The following is a 16,974-nucleotide window of genomic DNA, read 5'->3' as shown; positions in this document are numbered from 1 at the left end:
CCCCCAACATCAGCCGCCGGGCCTCCTGCAGGCGCAATTGCTTCTGGTACTGCAACGGGCTCATGGCGGTGACGGCCTTGAAACGGTGGTGCAAGGTCGAGCTCCCCAGGTTCGCGATCCGCGCCAGCTCTTCGATGCGCAGCGGCTGGGTGTAGTGGTTGTTCAACCAATCGATGGCCTTGCTCACGCGCCGGGTCTGCGAGTCGCCCATGGCCAGCTCGTACAGCCGACGCCCATGCACGCCTCGCAGCAAGCGGTAGTGCAGTTCGCGCAGTGCCAATGGCGCGAGCATGCCGATATCCCGTGGCGACTCCAGCAACCGCACCAGGCGCAACATGGTTTCCAGCAGCGACACATCGATCTGCTCGAGAAAAAGCCCGCGCTCGGGCTCATCCGGTACGCCCGCGGGCGGCGCATCGGCGATCACCTGGGCAAGCTCGGTCGGCTCGAAGTCCAGGCGAATGCACAGGTAAGGCGCCTGCGCGCTGGCCGTCAGCACCCGACCAGACACCGGTAGCGTCACCGACACCACCAGGTAGTTGAGGGGGTCGTACAGATAACGGTCCTCGCCCAGGCCCACCTCTTTCTGCCCCTGCACGATCAGGCACAGCGCCGGTTTGTGCACGGTATGGATGATGTCTGACGGCGCATCCATTCGAATCACATGCAGCGGCGCGATGGCGGTTTCGTAAACGCCCGGAGCGGTAAAGCGCTCGGTCAGCAAGCGGACGAGTTCGCCACGGTACAAGGCAGTGGTTTGCAGGAGAAAAGCATCGTTATGCGCCATTCAAGGGCTCTCGCATGTTGGAATTCGGCGTTGTATCACGGTCTTGGTGTGACGGCAGACCATGGGGGCTACCTGGCGGCGTCGCCAGGGCCAGGCACCCATTGTCCCCCGCGAAAAACACCTGCGTTAGGTCGAAACTGCCGTCGAGTTGCCTGATCCTTCCGTTCCGGCGCGCAGCACGAGGCTGTGCGGATCACCGACACGAATAGGCAAAGGTCGCGCAGGTTTCGGCACGCATCGTACCGCCTCTCAACCTTAGTCTTTTCTCCGTACCCAGCAGGAACGTCTGCTCTCCCTGCAGACGCCTGAACCTTTCTGTACAGGAGATATGCACATGTCCAACATCAACGACAAAGTCGTGCTGATTACCGGCGCCAGCAGCGGCATCGGTGAAGCCGCCGCCAGGCTGATCGCCGCCAAGGGCGCTCACGTGGTACTCGGCGCCCGCCGTATCGATCGCCTGCAACAGCTGGTGAGTGAAATCCGCGCCGAAGGCGGCTCGGCAAGTGCCCGCGCACTGGACGTGACCGACCTCGACTCCATGCACGCCTTCGTCGAATTTGCCAAGGCGCAGCATGGCAAGGTCGATGTGATCATCAACAATGCCGGGGTAATGCCACTGTCGCCACTGAGTTCGCTGAAGGTCGAGGAATGGAACCGGATGCTCGACGTCAACGTGCGCGGCGTACTGCACGGCATCGCCGCGGTGCTCCCGGGCATGGAAGCGCAGGGGCATGGTCAGGTCATCAACATCTCGTCGATCGGCGGGCTCTCGGTCTCCCCCACCGCCGCCGTGTATTGCGCGACCAAGTACGCCGTCCGGGCGATCTCTGATGGCCTTCGCCAGGAAACCGACAAGATCAGGGTGACGGTGGTGTGCCCTGGGGTGGTGGAATCGGAGCTGGCCGACACCATCACCGACGACACTGCCCGCGAGGCCATGAGGACGTTCCGGCGCGTGGCGCTAGAGGCCGATGCGATTGCACGGGCGCTGGTCTATGCCATCGAGCAGCCGGATGATGTCGATGTCAGTGAGCTCGTGGTGCGGCCGACTGCCAGTCCTTATTGAGGACGCCTGAGCGAAGGGGTGTGGGTCGATGGGGTGGATGCAGAAAGCTGTTCATGAGGCGTCCGCCGCCGACTGTTACAGGCTATCGAGCTGATCTTCTCAGCGCTGCTGACTACACCGCTCAACCCGCCCCCTTCGCGGCTCCATGCTTGCGAGAAAAGCCCTGGTATCCCGGTTGGAGCGCAAGCACACCACCCGGCAACCCGCGGGTGCGCTTGCCGCAAGTTGCTCCATCTTCATTCGCGCCGAGCGTCTGGTCTGCCACATGAACTTGAAGAACGCCGGTAAGTTGGCCAGCCGCTCCGGGCAGTCGTGCGGCAGGTCCGGCCGGGACTGCCCGTGATAACGCAGCGCTCTGCTCAGCACCCGCCAGAATCGCAGCGACGCCGACCGATCGATCCAGATCAGAAGATCCGCACGAGCCAGTCGATTGCTCCAGGTGGTTGAATGGCCACCTTCGAATATCCAGCGATCACGCGCCTCGACCTCATGGCACAACCGTGTCTTCTCGTCTCGGCTTCGCTCGACCCAACCGGGCTGCCAGTGAATGGTGTCGATGTGCACGACCGGCAGCCCCGTGCATTCGCCTAGTTTGCGCGCCAAGGTGCTCTTTCCGGAGCCGGGTTGGCCGACAATCATGATCCGTTGCATCGAAGCTCCTTTTCGCCATGCATGTTGAATGGGGCGCGCGATTCTACGGAAATGTCCGGCAGCGTCAACCCAAGGAGCGGGCGAGCCAATCACGGCGTGTCATCTCCCATATCTCGACCTCAAGCGGCCCGGAGACGAAATGCCCGTCGCGCCTGTCCACCAGGCGCATGCCTTCATGCTCCGACACTTTTCGAGAGGCGTGATTGGCAACTGCCTTGGGTACCTGCATGACGGGGCGAGACAATGTCTCGAACCAATAGGCGTTGGCCACCCCGCAGGCTTCGCGCATGTAGCCCTGCCCCCACCACTGCGGCGCAAGCCAGAAACCCCGGTTGTTCCCGGGTTGGTCGTACAGGCTGATGCTGCCGATGATGGGTTGCTCTGCGCCTCGCAGGCGGATCATCCAGTGCCATTCACGGCCCGCCGCCATGGCCGGTAACGCCATGTCACGCACGTAGACCAACGCGCCGTCTTGCGGATAGGGCCAGGGCACACGGCGATCGAGATAACGGACCACCTCCCACTGGGGAAACAACTGCTGGATCGCTGGCGCGTCTTCCAGTTGAAGGGGGGTGAGCACAAGGCGTTCTGTATACAGCGTCGCGAGGCAATCCATGGCGTTCGTTCCTGAGTACCGTTATGCCGGGGCCTTGATGGTCCGGGATTGAACCGCCGGTGTCGAGCGCAGAAGGGATGAGTCAGCTCGACGCATTCATCGCGTCGTTGCAGGGGGCAGTGGCGCCGGTATCACTTGCACCTGTCCATGCTCCACCCCGCGCTCGACCATCAATTGACGCGACAACTCGCCGATACGACCACTGGGGCCCTGAAGCACCGAAACCTCCAGGCAATGCCCCGCATCCAGGTGCACGTGCAGCGTCGAGCGGGTCAGGTCGTGGTGCGCGTGCAACGTCTGGTTGAGGCGCTTGGGAAGCTCACGCGTGGTGTGGTCATACAGATAGCTGACCACCGCCACGCAGGGGTCATCTTCCGGCAAGGCTTCGGCTTCGCGCAGGCCGTTGCGCAGCAGGTCGCGGATGGCCTCCGAACGCCCTTGATAGCCCTGCGTTTCAACCCGTCGATCGATCAGACCGAGCAGCTCTTCATCCAGAGTGATGGTGATCCGTTGCATTTTCACTTCCAGTAAGATGATTTTTTATAGACATCATACCCACTGCTCTTTAGCCTACGGCCTCCATCGAAGTGGGGGACGCAGTGTGAAGCAGCAGCCTGGCAAACGAAAGCCTGCCCTGTGGGGCATTGTCCTTCTCGCGATGAGCGCCTTCGCGCAGGCCGCCGCCCCCACGGCGCCGGGTCAGACACTGGTGTACTCCTGGCCGGTCAACGCCGGCCCCATCGAGCCACGCGGATACGCGCCGAATCAGATGTACGCCCAGGCCATGGTCTACGAACCGCTGGTGCGCTACACCCACGCAGGCACCGTCGAGCCGTGGCTGGCGACGGGCTGGAAAGTGTCCGAGGACGGCAAGACCTACACCTTCACCTTGCGCGACGGCGTGCGTTTCAGCGACGGTACGCCGTTCGATGCCGCGGCCGCCAAGGCCAACCTGGATGCGGTCCTGGCCAACAGCCAACGCCACCGCTGGATGGAGCTGGTCAGCACCCTCGACCATGTCGAGGCCCCCGATCACCTGACCTTGCGCCTGGTGCTCAAGCACCCTTACTACCCGACGCTGATGGAGCTGGCCCAGGTCCGCCCGATGCGCTTCGGCGCCCCCGCTGCCAAGCCTGGCCAGCCAGTCGGGACCGGGCCCTGGATGCGGGTCGAGTCGCGCCTGGGCGAGTTCGACCGCTTCGTGCGCAACCCTTTCTACTGGGGGCCGCAACCGGCCTACGGCGAAGTCATGGTGAAGGTCATTCCCGACCCCAACAGCCGCGCTTTGGCCTTGCAGGCCGGTGAAATCGAGCTGATCCAGGGTGCCGCCGGCGAGATCAGCGCCGCCACCTTCGTGCGCCTGCGCGACCAGGGCTACGCCACTGCCCTGTCGGCGCCGTTGGCTACCCGCACGCTGGCCATGAACACCGGCCGTGGCGCCACGCGCGACCTGGCGGTGCGCCAGGCGATCAACGAGGCGGTGGACAAGCAGGCGATCATCGACAAGATCCTCTACGGCCTGGAACCGCGGGCTGACACCCTGTTCGCCAGCAACATGCCGTACTCGGACATCGGCCTGAAACCTTATCCATACGACCCTGCACAGGCCAGGCAGGCGCTGGAGTCCGCAGGCTGGACACTGGCTCCCGGTGCCAGCGTGCGCAGCAAGGGCGGTGAGCCGCTGTCGATCGAGCTGGTGTTCCTCGGCACCAGTGCCTTGCAGAAAAGCCTGGCTGAAGTCCTGCAGGGCGAGTTGGCCAAGGTCGGTATCCATGTCGAGTTGCGGGCAGTTGAAGAAGGCGCCCTGGTGCGGCGCCAGCGCGAGGGTGACTTTGACATGATCTTCGCCGACACCTGGGGCGCCCCGTATGATCCGCATTCGTTCGTCAGCTCCATGCGCTATGCCGGCCACGCCGACTACATGGCCCAGCGGGGGCTTGCGATGAAGGATGAACTGGACCGGCGCATCGGCCAGGTGCTGGCCAGCACCGACGAGCGACAGCGCGCCGAGCAGTACCGCTTCATCCTGACCACCCTGCACGAGCAGGCGGTGTACTTGCCCATCTCCCACCTCACCGCCATCAGCGTGCACCGCGATTCGGTCGATCACGTCGAATTCGGCAGCACCTTGTTCGATGTGCCCTTCGAGGCCATGACCCCCAAGCAGGCCCAATGACATGCTGCGCTACATTCTGCTGCGCCTGGTATTGCTGGCCCCGGTGATGCTCGGTGTGTCGCTGCTGGTGTTCGCGTTGCTGCACCTGGGCAGCACGGACCCGGCCCTCGATTACCTGCGCCTGTCACACATCCCTCCCACAGATGCAGCCATCGCCGAGGTGCGCCATGCCCTGGGCCTGGATCGGCCCTTGTACGAGCAGTACCTGAGCTGGCTGTGGAAGGCGTTGCACCTGGATTTCGGTGTCTCCTACCTGACCGGCCGACCGGTACTGGACGACCTGTTGTACTACCTGCCTGCGACCCTTCAACTGGGCGGCCTGGCGCTGGCCTGCACGTTGTTGCTGTCGATCCCGCTGGGGCTCATGGCCGCGCGCTGGCAGGGGCGCTGGCCCGACCATGCAGTTCGGGCGGTGACCTTCCTGGGCGTGTCGATGCCCAATTTCTGGCTGGCGTTCCTGTTGATCGCACTGTTCTCGCTGTCGCTGGGCTGGCTGCCGCCGCTCGGTCGAGGGGGCGCCGGGCACCTGGTGATGCCAGTACTGGCCATTGCCCTGATGTCGATGTCGATCAATGCTCGCCTGCTGCGCGCCAGCCTGCTCGAAGCCAGCGGCCAGCGCCATGTCACCTACGCCCGCGCCCGGGGCCTGCCCGAACGCCGGGTGTGGCGCGATCACGTGCTGCGCAACGCCTGGCTGCCGTTCGTCACCGCCACCGGCATGCACGTGGGCGAACTGATCGGCGGTGCGCTGGTGATCGAGACCATCTTCGCCTGGCCCGGCGTGGGGCGCTTTGCCGTCTCGGCGGTGCTCAACCGCGATTTTCCGGTGATGCAGTGCTTCACCCTGCTGCTGACCGGCCTGTTGATGGTCTGCAACCTGGTCGTAGACGTGTGCTACGCCTGGCTCGACCCACGCAGCCGGCTGGAGGGCGCACGCGCATGACTACGCCCTGGGCAATTCGTCGGCCGGCCGTGCCCGGCCATGCGGGGCTGGTCCTGGGCCTGGTGCTGGTTGGCCTGCTGGCGGTACTGGCCCTGTTCGGCCAATGGCTGACCCCGCACGATCCCGATCTGGTCGACCTCGGCCAGCGCCTCATGCCACCCGATGCCAGCCACTGGCTGGGCACCGATCACCTGGGCCGCGACCTGCTGTCGCGCTTGATCGTCGGTACCCGCCTGTCGCTGGGCAGCGTGATGCTGACCCTGGCCCTGGTACTGGCGCTCGGGCTCGCCGTGGGAGGCCTCGCGGGCTTTGTCGGCGGGCGCACCGACCTGCTGCTGATGCGCCTGTGCGACATGTTCATGACCTTTCCGACCCTGGTGCTGGCGTTCTTCTTCGTCACGCTGCTCGGTACCGGCCTGACCAACGTGATCATCGCCATCGCGTTGTCCCATTGGGCGTGGTATGCGCGCATGGTGCGCGGCATGGTGATTGCCCAGCGTGGTCGTGAATACGTGCTGGCCTCGCGCCTGGCCGGTGCCTCGCGCAGCACCCGCCTGCGCCAGCACGTGCTGCCGAACATCGCAGGCCCCCTGCTGGTACTGGCGACCATGGACATCGGCCACATGATGCTGCACGTCTCGGGCCTGTCGTTTCTCGGCCTGGGTGTGGCACCGCCTACGGCCGAGTGGGGCGTGATGATCAACGATGCCAAGGAGTTCATCTGGAGCCACCCCCACCTGCTGCTGTTGCCGGGGCTGATGATCTTCTTCTCGGTGATGGCCTTCAACCTGCTGGGCGACGCGCTGCGCGACCGCCTCGACCCGACCCGGGAGCACCACTAGATGATGCCAGCGACCCTCGAAATCCAGGACCTGCGCATAGCGTCCCACGCCGGTTTGCTGGTGCATGGGGTCGACCTGAAGTTGCGCCGCGGCGAGGTCTGCGCACTGGTCGGGGCCAGTGGTTCGGGCAAATCCCTTAGCTGCCTGGGCATGCTCGACCTGTTGCCTGCCGGCCTTGTGCGTACCCAGGGCCAGCTGCTGCTCGACGGCCAACCGGTGAGCGCCGCCCAGGTGCGTGGCCGCCTGGCCGGCCTGGTGCTGCAGAACCCGCGCAGTGCCTTCAACCCGGTAAGCAGCATGGCCAGCCACGGGCTCGAAACCCTTCGCCAGCACGGTATCACCGGCGCCGCCGCCCGCGAGCGCATGGCCGACTGCCTGGCGGCCGTGGGCCTGACGGATCACGCCCGCGTGCTGCAAGCGTTCGCCTTCCAGCTCAGCGGCGGCATGCTGCAGCGCATGATGATCGCCTTGGCGCTGATGGCCGAAACTCCGTTCCTGCTGGCCGACGAGCCCACCAGCGATCTCGACGCGGTAAGCCAGGCACGCTTTCTCGACGTGCTGATGGAGCTGGTTGGACGGCATGGCCTCGGGGTGCTGCTGGTGACCCATGACATGGGGGTGGTGGCGCGCTGCGCCGATCAGGTAGCGGTGATGGATGCCGGCCGCATCGTCGAGCGCCAAGCCGTGCATGCACTGTTCGACCGCCCTGTCAGCGACACTGCTCGCACCTTGCTCGAAGCCCATCGAATCCTCTGCGGGAGCCAAGCATGAGCCTGCTGCATGTCCAGCAACTGAGCCATCGCTACCGCACCGGCGGCTTGCTGCGCAAACGCGGCTGGCTGCAGGTGCTCGACGATATCGACCTGCAACTTCAAGCGGGCGAATCCATTGGTTTGCTGGGCTGCAGCGGCAGTGGCAAGAGCACCCTCGCCCGCCTGCTGCTCGGGCTCGAAACTCCGAGCCAGGGGCAGGTCACCTTCGCCGGGCAAGCGGTCAGCCAACTGCGCGGCGAACCGGCACGAGCCTTCCAGCGGACCGTGCAGTTGGTGTTCCAGGACGCGCCGGGGGCATTCAATCCACAGCGCAGCATCGGCTGGAGCATTGCCGAGCCCCTGCGTCACCTGAGCGATCTGAGTGAGGCAGCCCAACGCCTACGAGCCATCGAGCTGCTGGAGCAGATGGGCCTGGACGCCGAGCATGCCGAACGCTTGCCACAGCAACTGAGCGGCGGCCAGCTACAGCGCGCCAACATCGCCCGGGCGCTGGCAATCTCGCCAAAGCTGGTGGTGCTCGACGAGGCGCTTTCAAATCTGGATCGCGTGCTGCAACTGCAACTGCTGCAACGGCTCGACGCACTGCGTCGCGACAACGGCACGGCCTTTCTGCTGATCAGCCATGACCTGAGCCTGGTGCGGTACTTCTGCCAGCGGGTTGTGGTGCTTGACGCAGGGCGCATCGTCGAAGATCGGGCTGTGGAGGGTGAACTGTCGTTCGAACACCCCGTGGGGCGCCAGTTGCAAGCCGCCGTACTGCCCGAGCGCCCGGCAAGGCGTGGCGCTCAGGTCAGCCGAGCGATCCATCGATCACACTGATGATTACTATCGAACGGCCTGCCTATAGGCCTTTCGGAACCGACTTCTATAATCGCCCTCCTATTTTCCCGCCTCCTGCGCCTGCTCCAGGCGACAACACTTGGAATCCGTACCATGCCAAGCGTCAATCAGGCCCCCGATGGCCTTCTTGAACACAACCAACAGAGCGTCAAACAGCAGTGGCTGGCGATTCTCTCGGTCGCCGTGGGCGCCTTCGCCCTGGTGACCAGTGAATTCCTCCCGGTAGGCGTTCTCAACGATGTGGCCAGCGACCTGGGCATCAGTGCCGGGCAAGCCGGCCTGATGGTCACCCTGCCCGGTATCATGGCCGCCCTCGCCGCTCCGCTGCTGTCGGTGGGCATCGGTGCCATGGACCGCCGCTACCTGCTGATCGGCCTGACGCTGATCATGATCATCGCCAACTCGGTGGTGGCCTATGCCAGCGACTTCAGCCTGCTGCTGTTCGGCCGCGTGCTGCTGGGTATCAGCATCGGTGGTTTCTGGGCCACGGCCATTGCCCTGAGCGGGCGCCTGGCGCCCAAGGGGGTGGGCGTGGCGCAGGCGACTTCGATCATCATGGTCGGGGTCACCCTGGCCACGGTGCTGGGCGTGCCGGTCGGCACTTGGCTCAGCGGCCTGATGGGCTGGCGCATGACCTTCCTGGTGACCGCCCTGCTGGGTGTGCCGGTGCTGCTCGCGCAGGTCTTCCTGCTGCCACGGCTCAATCCTGACAAGGCCATCCGCATCAGTGACCTGCCGGCGCTGTTCATCAATCCGCTGGCACGGGTTGGCCTGATCGCGGTCTTGCTGATTGGCCTGGCGCACTTTGCCGCGTACACCTATGTCGCACCGTTCTTCAAGCAAAGCTCGGGCTTCGACGGCGCAACCATCGGCTCGCTGTTGCTGCTCTACGGCGTCGCGGGCGTCATCGGCAACCTGTTCGCCGGCTTCGCCGCCAACCGCAGCGTGCGCTACACCCTGCTGCTGGTGGCCTTGCTGATCGGCATCAGCACCGCACTGTTCCCTTACTTCGCCACCGGCATGACCGGCGCGGTGATGCTGATCGCGCTGTGGGGCTTTGCCTTCGGTGCCTTCCCGGCCTGTGCCAGCATCTGGATGTTCGTGGTCGCGCCCAAGGATGTCGAACGCGGCATGCCGCTGTTCGTGGCCATGTTCCAGGTGATCATCGCACTGGGCTCGTTCTTTGGTGGGCGGATCGTCGACCAACTGGGCAGCTCGGTGCTGCTGAGCCTGGCCACGGCGCTGGTCGGTTGCGGATTCGTCACCGTGCTGGTACTGGGGCGTAACGTCAGCAACAGCCTGGCAGCTCAGCCTGCCTGAGCCTTGCAGGGGCTGCGTTGCGGCCCCTGCAGCTTGCGTCGGTCAACGCGTCATGCAGCGCTGGTAGCGCTCGTCCACCCTCCCCGCAAACCACGCCGTGGTCAACTTGCGGGTGATCTTCGGGCTCTTGAGCACGATCCCCGGCAGCACCGCACGTGGCAGTGGCTTGCCCGCCTTGGCGTCAGCGAGGGCAAATACGCCGCGGTACAAGGCGCTGTCCTCGAGCGCCAGGCTGTTCTCCAATTCCAGCTGGCTGCGAATCTGCGGATTGCGCAGCCCCAGCTTCACCCCAAGGCTGCGCGCCGCGCGCTCGGTCGTGCCTGGCAGGATCGCACCCGGTGCGATCAGGTCGCCGTCCAGGGCCAACGCTGCACCCGTCACGCTGTTCAGCGCCGCCTGGAATGCGGCGTTGCGGCTGGCGTACCAGCCTGCGTTGAAATCGGCGAAGCGGTACAGCGGCCGCTCATAATGGGCGGGATAGCCCAACAAGTGGGCGATGCCGAAGTACAGGCCGCCGCGACGGCTGAATACCTCCTGGCGAATCGTGCCCTGGCGCTGGTAGGGATAGTCCTTGGCATGGCGTTCGGCAAAGTCGATGCTGACCTGCATCGGCCCGCCGGTACGCACCGGGTTGAGCCCGCCGAGCAACTTGTCGCCCAGCGGCAAGCCGGCGATGAAATCATCGAACAGGGCGCTGAGCTGCTTCTCGCTGCGTACCGCCAGCAGGCGCTGCTGGTAGCTCTGGCCGTTCGCCGAAGGCGTCGCCAGGGCGCCATCGACCAGCAGCCTGGGGATGTGCAGACGCGCGGCGCGGCGGTCGATTTCCTCGCGGGCGATGCGGCCCAGGTTGGGCACCTGGGGGTCGGCGGTGAAGGTGGATTCCTGCTCGGTCACCGCCAGCACCGCGCACAGGTTGCTGCGGCTGGGCGCGATGCCCTGGGCGGTGAACGCGACCTGGATGTCCTCGGCCCAGCCCTGGCGGTCCTTGACCGAGGCAGGCAGCAGGCGCATGAGCTGGGCACGAACCTGGGCAGGGTCGACTTCGGGCGCCTCCTCGCGGCGCCCGGCACAGCCTTGCAGCAGGGCCAGCAGCATCAGCCCAGCGCCCAGCAGCCGCGGGTTCAGGATGGGTCACCGACGATGTAGGTCTTGCTGATATGGCGGAACAACGGGTGGCTGGCACTGCCCAGCAGTTCGAACAGCACCATCTCGCGGGTGACGATCTGCGCCCCGGCATCGCGCATGCGCGCAAGGCCTGCCGCCTTGTTTGCCGGGGTGCGGCTGTCGCAGACGTCCTCGACCACGAACACCTGCTTGCCCAGGCCCAGCAGGCCAAGCACTGTCTGCAGCACGCAGACGTGGGTTTCCATGCCACAGACGATCACCTGCTCGCGCGCCAGCAAGCTGGCGGGCAGGCATTCGGCGGCCACGCAGGAAAAGTGCAGCTTCTCGACGATCTCGGCCCCTGTAGCGGCGGCCTTGAGTTCGGCCAGGGTCGGGCCCAGGCCCTTGGGGTACTGCTCGGAGATCACCGTGGGCAGTTCGAGTTCGGCGGTGGCGGCCAGCAGCCCGCGGGCCCGCGCGCGGGTGCCCTCGGGGTCGCTCATGGCACCGATGAGGCGTTCCTGGATATCGACGACCAGCAGCGTGGCCTGGCGGGGATCGATCAGCATGGGGACAACCCTTGTCCTGTGGGAAAGCCCCCAGCCTCCCCCAGGCAAAGGCCTACGTCAATCATGCCGAAAGTCGATGAGGTTCCAGAGAGGCGGTCAGCAGGCTCAGCACCCGGTCTTCGTGTTCATGGATGAAGAAGTGCCCGCCGGGGAAGACCTCCAGCGAGAAATCGCCCAGGCTTTCGCGACGCCAGGCCAGCAGTTGCTCTTCGCTGGCGCGGTCGGCCTCGCCGCCCAAAACATGCAACGGGCAGTGCAACGGCGCGCGTTGGCGATAGTCGTAGCGGCCGCACATGAGGAAATCGGCGCGCAGAATCGGCAAGGTCAGGCCCATGAGCTCTTCGTTGGCCAGCACCTCCTCGGGGGTGCCCTGCAACTGGCGCAGCTCGTCGATCAGCTCGGCATCGGTCTTGGCTTCTCGCCAGCCCTTGCCGTCGTAGTCCTCACGTCGGGTCGGTGCCGCCGTGCCGCAGGCAAACAGTGCGACCGGCGCCTTGCAACCCAAGGCTTGCAGCTCGTGGGCCAGCTCGAAGGCGAGCAGCGCGCCCAGGCTGTGCCCGAGCAGTGCATAGGGCGTGCTCGCCGCCAGGCGTTGCTCGCTGGCCAGTTGCCGGGCCAGTGCCTGCATGTCGGTTTGCAGCGGCTCGCCCAGGCGCGCGCCGCGCCCGGGCAACTCCACCGGGCGCACCTGCAACCAGGCCGGCAGCTTGCGCCGCCAGCGGCTGTAGACCATGGCACTGGCGCCCGAGTACGGCAGGCATAGCAGGTTGAGTGCGGTCACGCCTTACTGCACCGCAGCTTCGGCCATCTTCTGGCGCAGGCTCAGGGGGCGCATGTCGGTCCACACTTCATCGATGTAGGCCAGGCAGTCTTTCTTCAGGCCACTCTTGCCTGCGGCGCGCCAGCCGTTGGGGATCGCCTTGTAGTCGGGCCAGATCGAGTACTGTTCCTCGTGATTGATCACAACCTGGAACACGATGTCGTCGCGGTCGAAAACGGAAGTCATTGCCTGTCTCCTTGGGGTGATGATGGCCCGGTCCGCCTGGACGCAGGGCAGCTCTCAGGAAAACGAAGGGAGTCGGGGGAAAATTACGCTTTTTTCACGGATCGACATGCAAGGTCGTCGAGCGGCGGGCAGCGCTTGCGGGCCATTGCGGCCCGCAGCGCGGTAGTGCGCGGTGACGCGGCTACGGCATCACTGGTGGCACGTACTGCAAGGTGGTGCCCAGCGCCCAGAGCAGCACCAGCACCAGGGGCACGTGCACCAGCAGTTGCACGAAGGAGAAGCCGATCAGGTCACGCGCCTTCAGGCCCAGCACGCCCAGCAACGGCAGCATGTAGAAGGGGTTGATCAGGTTCGGCAGCGCCTCGGCGGCGTTGTAGATCTGCACCGCCCAGCCCAGGTGGTACTGCAGGTCGTTGGCCACCAGCATCACGTAGGGCGCTTCGATGATCCATTTGCCGCCGCCAGACGGAATGAAGAAGCCCAGCACCGCCGAATACACGCCCATCAGCAAGGCATAGGTGTCATGGGTGGCGATCTGGGTGAAGAACACCGAGATGTGGTGCGCCAGGGTCTGTGCGTCGGCGCCCTTGACCTGGGTGAGGATGGCGGCGATCGAGCCGTACAGCGGGAACTGGATCAGCACGCCGGTGGTGGTCGGCACCGCACGGGCCACGGCGTCGAGGAAGCTGCGCGGACGCCAGTGGAGCAAGGCACCCAGCATGATGAACAGCAGGTTGTAGGTGTTCAGCCCGGAGATGGCGGTGATCGCAGGCTTGGTGGCGAACTCCTGGTACAGCCAGCCGGCCGCCAGGGCCACCAGCAGCAGGATCAGGATCGGGCTGTGCTCCAGCCACTCACCGGGGCGGGTGCGCTGCGGCGCAGGTGGGGCGGTGAAGGTCGGATCGACACCACAGTCCTGGGCGCTGCGCGCACTGTTCGGTCCGGGCGCGGTGGCGTAGGCGACGACCAGCGAGACGATCACCAGCGCAGCCAGCATCACCCCGGACTGCCAGAGGAAGATGGTCTCGGTGAACGGAATGACGCCGGTGATCGACAGGATCGACGGCGGCAGGCTGGCCGGGTTGGCCTGCAACTGCGCAGCCGACGACGACAGGCCCAGCGCCCACACGGCACCCAGGCCCAGGTAGGCAGCAGCGCCAGCGGCGCGGTAGTCCATCTTCAGGTCCGTGCGGCGGGCCAGGGCCCGCACCAGCAGGCCGCCGAACACCAGCGACAGGCCCCAGTTGAGCAAGGAGGCGAGCATCGAGATCAGCGCCACCCAGCACACCGCCGAGCGGCCGTTCTTGGGTAGGCGCGCGAGGCGGTCGATCAGGCGCGCAGCAGGCGGCGAGCTTGCGACCACATAGCCGCCAATGACCACGAAGGCCATCTGCATGGTGAACGGGATCAGGCTCCAGAAGCCGTCACCAAAGGCCTTGGCGGTGTCGGTGGGCTTGGCGCCCATGGCCAGGGCCCCCAGGCACACCAGCATCACGGCCAGGGCGGCGAACACCCAGGAGTCGGGGAACCAGCGTTCGGCCCAGTTGGAGCAGCGCAGGGCGAAGCGGGCGGAGCGGCTGTCTTGGATTTCAGCGGCCACGAGTGTTTTCCTTTTTTGGTCTTATTGGTGGATGTTGCTTGTTTATCAACGCAAAACCCCTGTAGGTGCGGGCTTGCCGTGGGAGCGGGCTTGCCCGCGAATGCGCCGGTACATTCACCAACGTATTCGCGGGCAAGCCCGCTCCCACAACTAGCCCGCCCTCACAGGGGGGGAGGTAAAGCAATAGCGTCAGAACGTCATCTCTTTCACATCGTCCGGCACGATCAGCTTGCCGGCGGTTTTCTCGACGATCTCCTGGACGCTCACCCCGGGCGCGGTCTCGCGCAGGATGAAGGCGCCGTTCTCGATCTCGAGGTAGGCAAGGTCGGTGAGCACCTTGCGGATGCAGCCAGCGCCCGTCAGCGGCAGGCTGCAACGCGGCAGGAGCTTGGACTCGCCGTCCTTGGAGGCGTGGGTCATGGTGACGATGATGTTCTCGGCGCCGGCCACCAGGTCCATGGCGCCACCCATGCCCTTGACCAGCTTGCCGGGGATCATCCAGGAGGCGATGTTGCCCTCCACGTCCACCTCGAAGGCACCCAGCACGGTGAGGTCGACATGGCCGCCACGGATCATGGCGAAGGATTGCGCCGAATCGAAGATCGACGCGCCACGGCGGGCGGTCACGGTTTGCTTGCCGGCGTTGATCATGTCGGGGTCGAGGGTGCTCTCGGTAGGGAACTCGCCCATGCCGAGCAGGCCGTTCTCCGACTGCAGCATCACGTCCATGTCGGCGGGCACGTAGTTGGCCACCAGGGTGGGGATGCCGATGCCGAGGTTGACGTAGTAGCCGTCCTTCAGTTCACGGGCGACGCGTTGAGCCATCTGTTCGCGGGTCAGTGCCATGGTCAGGATCTCTTTGTTGTTCTGTGGACGGCGCTCAGGCCTTGACGGTGCGCTTCTCGATGCGCTTCTCGAAGGTGCCGACGATGACCCGGTCGACGAAGATTCCCGGCGTGTGGATCTCGCTGGGCAGCAGCACGCCCGGCTCGACGATTTCCTCGACCTCGACCACGGTGATCTTGCCGGCGGTGGCGGCCAGCGGATTGAAGTTCTGGGCGGTGTTGCGGTACACCACGTTGCCGTAGTGGTCGGCCTTCCAGCCCTTGACGATGGCGAAGTCGCCGGTGATGGACTCTTCGAGGATGTACTTGCGGCCGTTGAACTCACGCACCTCTTTGCCTTCGGCGACCGGGGTGCCGTAGCCCGTGGCGGTGTAGAAGGCCGGGATACCGGCACCGCCGGCGCGCATCTTCTCGGCCAGGGTGCCTTGGGGGGTGAGCTCCACTTCCAGCTCGCCGCTGAGCAACTGGCGCTCGAACTCGGCGTTCTCGCCGACGTAGGAGGCCACCATCTTGCGGATCTGCCGGTCTTCGAGCAGCACGCCCAGGCCGAAGCCGTCGACGCCGCAGTTGTTGGAGACCACCGTCAGGCCCTTGACCCCGCGGCGCTTGATCTCGGCGATGAGGTTCTCGGGGATGCCACACAGGCCGAAGCCGCCGGCCAGTACCGTCATGTCGTCGGTCAGGCCTTCGAGAGCCTGTTCATAGGTTGCTACGCGCTTGTCCAGTCCGGCCATGCTGATCCGCCTTTGTAGTTGTTTGAGCGTGTGGAAGGCATCTTCACCGCTGGCGACTGATTTGTTAATTTTGTTTTCGTCATCGATTGATAACTTTTGCAAAACAACCTGCGGACCCGCCATGAACGTCAAGCAACTGCGCGCCTTCGTCACCGTGGCCAAGTACCAGAGCTTCGCCCAGGCCGGCGAACACCTGCACATTTCGCAACCGGCACTGAGCCTGACCATCAAGGCGCTGGAGGACAACCTCGGCGGCGCCCTGCTCACCCGCACCACACGCAGCGTCAGCCTCACCGCCGAGGGCGAAGTGCTGCTGCCGCTGGCCCGGCGCCTGCTGGCCGACTGGGACGATACCGAGGAAATGCTGCGCCAGCGCTTCACCCTGCAACTGGGGCGGGTGTCGGTGGCGGCGATGCCAGCCTTTGCCGGCAACCTGCTGCCGCAGTCACTGAAGGTGTTTCGCCAGCGCTACCCCAAGGTCAACGTCACCGTGCACGACGTGATCAACGAGCAGGTGCTGGAACTGGTCCGCCACCGCCGCGTCGAACTGGGCATAGGTTTCGAGCCCGAGCGCAGCGATGCCTTGCAGTTTCACCCGTTGTACCTGGACCGCTTCGTCGCCGTGGTGCCGGGCGATTCACCCTTGGCGCAGCAGCCCCAGGTGAGCTGGCGCGAACTGTTGACCCAGGACTTCATCGCCCTGCAACGCCCGTCGGCGGTGCGCCTGCTGCTCGAGCAGCACCTGGCCGCCGAGCATGGCCGGCTGGCGGTGGCCTTCGAAAGCCACCAGTTGTCCACGGTCGGGCGCATGGTCGCCAACGGTTTGGGCGTCAGTGCCGTACCGGCGCTGTGCATCAACCAGATGCAGGAGCTGGGGGCGCGCTGCGTACCTTTGGTCGAGCCCACTGTCGAGCGGCGCATCGGGGTCATCGCCCTGAGCGACCACAAGTTGTCTACTGCGGCGCAGGCGTTGCTGGATGTGTTGCTGTCCCATACCCGTGCGCCGGAGGTGTGTTCGCATGGGGTTGCGTGAGGGCTTGCAGGTGCTTGCCTGAGGTTTTTCAGCGCCTGTGAGATCGAGCGCCGCCCGCGCGGCGCT

The 16,974-nt window shown here is 65.3% G+C and carries 19 protein-coding genes; 8 read left to right on the top strand and 11 right to left on the bottom strand.

The window, feature by feature from the left end; genetic code table 11:
- Nucleotides 1-787 (bottom strand): AraC family transcriptional regulator (locus tag F6X62_RS25010; RefSeq protein WP_153775015.1); only part of this gene is annotated, 787 nt, incomplete at its 3' end.
- 334 nt (nt 788-1,121) lie between these two features.
- On the opposite strand from F6X62_RS25010, the gene F6X62_RS25005 reads away from it, so the two are divergent.
- On the top strand, nt 1,122-1,856 hold the full coding sequence (locus tag F6X62_RS25005) for an SDR family oxidoreductase (RefSeq protein ID WP_054893227.1): 735 nt from the start codon (nt 1,122-1,124) through the stop codon (nt 1,854-1,856).
- A gap of 99 nt (nt 1,857-1,955) precedes the next feature.
- On the opposite strand, the gene F6X62_RS25000 is transcribed toward F6X62_RS25005, so the two are convergent.
- The 3 genes from F6X62_RS25000 to nikR form a co-directional block, all read right to left on the bottom strand.
- On the bottom strand, nt 1,956-2,507 hold the full coding sequence (locus F6X62_RS25000; protein ID WP_153775014.1) for an AAA family ATPase: 552 nt from the start codon (nt 2,505-2,507) through the stop codon (nt 1,956-1,958).
- Between the two features lie 64 nt (nt 2,508-2,571).
- Complete coding sequence (locus tag F6X62_RS24995) at nt 2,572-3,123, bottom strand: GNAT family N-acetyltransferase (protein WP_153775013.1); 552 nt, start codon at nt 3,121-3,123, stop codon at nt 2,572-2,574.
- 96 nt (nt 3,124-3,219) lie between these two features.
- On the bottom strand, nt 3,220-3,639 hold the full coding sequence (gene nikR / locus F6X62_RS24990; protein WP_063544420.1) for a nickel-responsive transcriptional regulator NikR: 420 nt from the start codon (nt 3,637-3,639) through the stop codon (nt 3,220-3,222).
- A 142-nt stretch (nt 3,640-3,781) separates the two neighbouring features.
- Between nikR and nikA the strand changes: the two genes are divergently transcribed.
- The 6 genes from nikA (at nt 3,782) to F6X62_RS24960 (ending at nt 10,017) form a co-directional block, all read left to right on the top strand.
- Complete coding sequence (gene nikA, locus F6X62_RS24985) at nt 3,782-5,299, top strand: nickel ABC transporter substrate-binding protein (protein WP_371926330.1); 1,518 nt, start codon at nt 3,782-3,784, stop codon at nt 5,297-5,299.
- Between the two features lies 1 nt (nt 5,300).
- On the top strand, nt 5,301-6,242 hold the full coding sequence (nikB, locus tag F6X62_RS24980) for a nickel ABC transporter permease subunit NikB (RefSeq protein WP_153775011.1): 942 nt from the start codon (nt 5,301-5,303) through the stop codon (nt 6,240-6,242).
- Complete coding sequence (gene nikC / locus F6X62_RS24975; protein ID WP_153775010.1) at nt 6,239-7,084, top strand: nickel ABC transporter permease subunit NikC; 846 nt, start codon at nt 6,239-6,241, stop codon at nt 7,082-7,084. Before nikB ends, nikC begins: the two co-directional genes overlap by 4 nt.
- Nucleotides 7,085-7,855: a nickel import ATP-binding protein NikD gene (nikD, locus tag F6X62_RS24970; protein WP_153775009.1), complete on the top strand. Its 771-nt coding sequence runs from the start codon at nt 7,085-7,087 to the stop codon at nt 7,853-7,855.
- Nucleotides 7,852-8,676 (top strand): nickel import ATP-binding protein NikE, encoded by an 825-nt coding sequence (gene nikE / locus F6X62_RS24965; protein ID WP_153775008.1) that lies wholly within the window; start codon nt 7,852-7,854, stop codon nt 8,674-8,676. Before nikD ends, nikE begins: the two co-directional genes overlap by 4 nt.
- A gap of 114 nt (nt 8,677-8,790) precedes the next feature.
- Nucleotides 8,791-10,017 (top strand): MFS transporter, encoded by a 1,227-nt coding sequence (locus F6X62_RS24960; RefSeq protein ID WP_063544401.1) that lies wholly within the window; start codon nt 8,791-8,793, stop codon nt 10,015-10,017.
- 42 nt (nt 10,018-10,059) lie between these two features.
- On the opposite strand, the gene F6X62_RS24955 is transcribed toward F6X62_RS24960, so the two are convergent.
- The 7 genes from F6X62_RS24955 to F6X62_RS24925 form a co-directional block, all read right to left on the bottom strand.
- Complete coding sequence (locus F6X62_RS24955) at nt 10,060-11,112, bottom strand: DUF1615 domain-containing protein (RefSeq protein ID WP_153775007.1); 1,053 nt, start codon at nt 11,110-11,112, stop codon at nt 10,060-10,062.
- Nucleotides 11,113-11,138: 26 nt separating this feature from the next.
- Nucleotides 11,139-11,690, bottom strand: coding sequence for a hydrolase (locus tag F6X62_RS24950; RefSeq protein ID WP_054893213.1), 552 nt, complete (start codon nt 11,688-11,690; stop codon nt 11,139-11,141).
- A gap of 61 nt (nt 11,691-11,751) precedes the next feature.
- On the bottom strand, nt 11,752-12,471 hold the full coding sequence (locus F6X62_RS24945; RefSeq protein WP_153775006.1) for a thioesterase II family protein: 720 nt from the start codon (nt 12,469-12,471) through the stop codon (nt 11,752-11,754).
- Between the two features lie 3 nt (nt 12,472-12,474).
- Complete coding sequence (locus F6X62_RS24940; protein ID WP_054893211.1) at nt 12,475-12,696, bottom strand: MbtH family protein; 222 nt, start codon at nt 12,694-12,696, stop codon at nt 12,475-12,477.
- A gap of 181 nt (nt 12,697-12,877) precedes the next feature.
- Complete coding sequence (locus tag F6X62_RS24935; RefSeq protein WP_054893210.1) at nt 12,878-14,296, bottom strand: short-chain fatty acid transporter; 1,419 nt, start codon at nt 14,294-14,296, stop codon at nt 12,878-12,880.
- A 189-nt stretch (nt 14,297-14,485) separates the two neighbouring features.
- The gene (locus F6X62_RS24930; protein WP_054893209.1) at nt 14,486-15,142 is read right to left on the bottom strand and encodes a CoA transferase subunit B; all 657 of its coding nucleotides are present in this window, start codon (nt 15,140-15,142) and stop codon (nt 14,486-14,488) included.
- Between the two features lie 34 nt (nt 15,143-15,176).
- Complete coding sequence (locus F6X62_RS24925) at nt 15,177-15,875, bottom strand: CoA transferase subunit A (RefSeq protein ID WP_054893208.1); 699 nt, start codon at nt 15,873-15,875, stop codon at nt 15,177-15,179.
- 121 nt (nt 15,876-15,996) lie between these two features.
- Between F6X62_RS24925 and F6X62_RS24920 the strand changes: the two genes are divergently transcribed.
- Nucleotides 15,997-16,908 carry a LysR family transcriptional regulator gene (locus F6X62_RS24920; RefSeq protein ID WP_153775005.1) on the top strand — a complete coding sequence of 304 codons (912 nt, stop codon included), beginning with the start codon at nt 15,997-15,999 and terminating at the stop codon, nt 16,906-16,908.
- Nucleotides 16,909-16,974 lie beyond the last annotated feature (66 nt).

Origin of the sequence: Pseudomonas sp. MNR3A (assembly GCF_009650575.1) — a bacterium.
GTDB lineage: Bacteria > Pseudomonadota > Gammaproteobacteria > Pseudomonadales > Pseudomonadaceae > Aquipseudomonas > Aquipseudomonas machongensis.
Note: the sequence above shows the minus strand (reverse complement) of the source record. Positions and strands in the feature narration are given on the sequence as shown.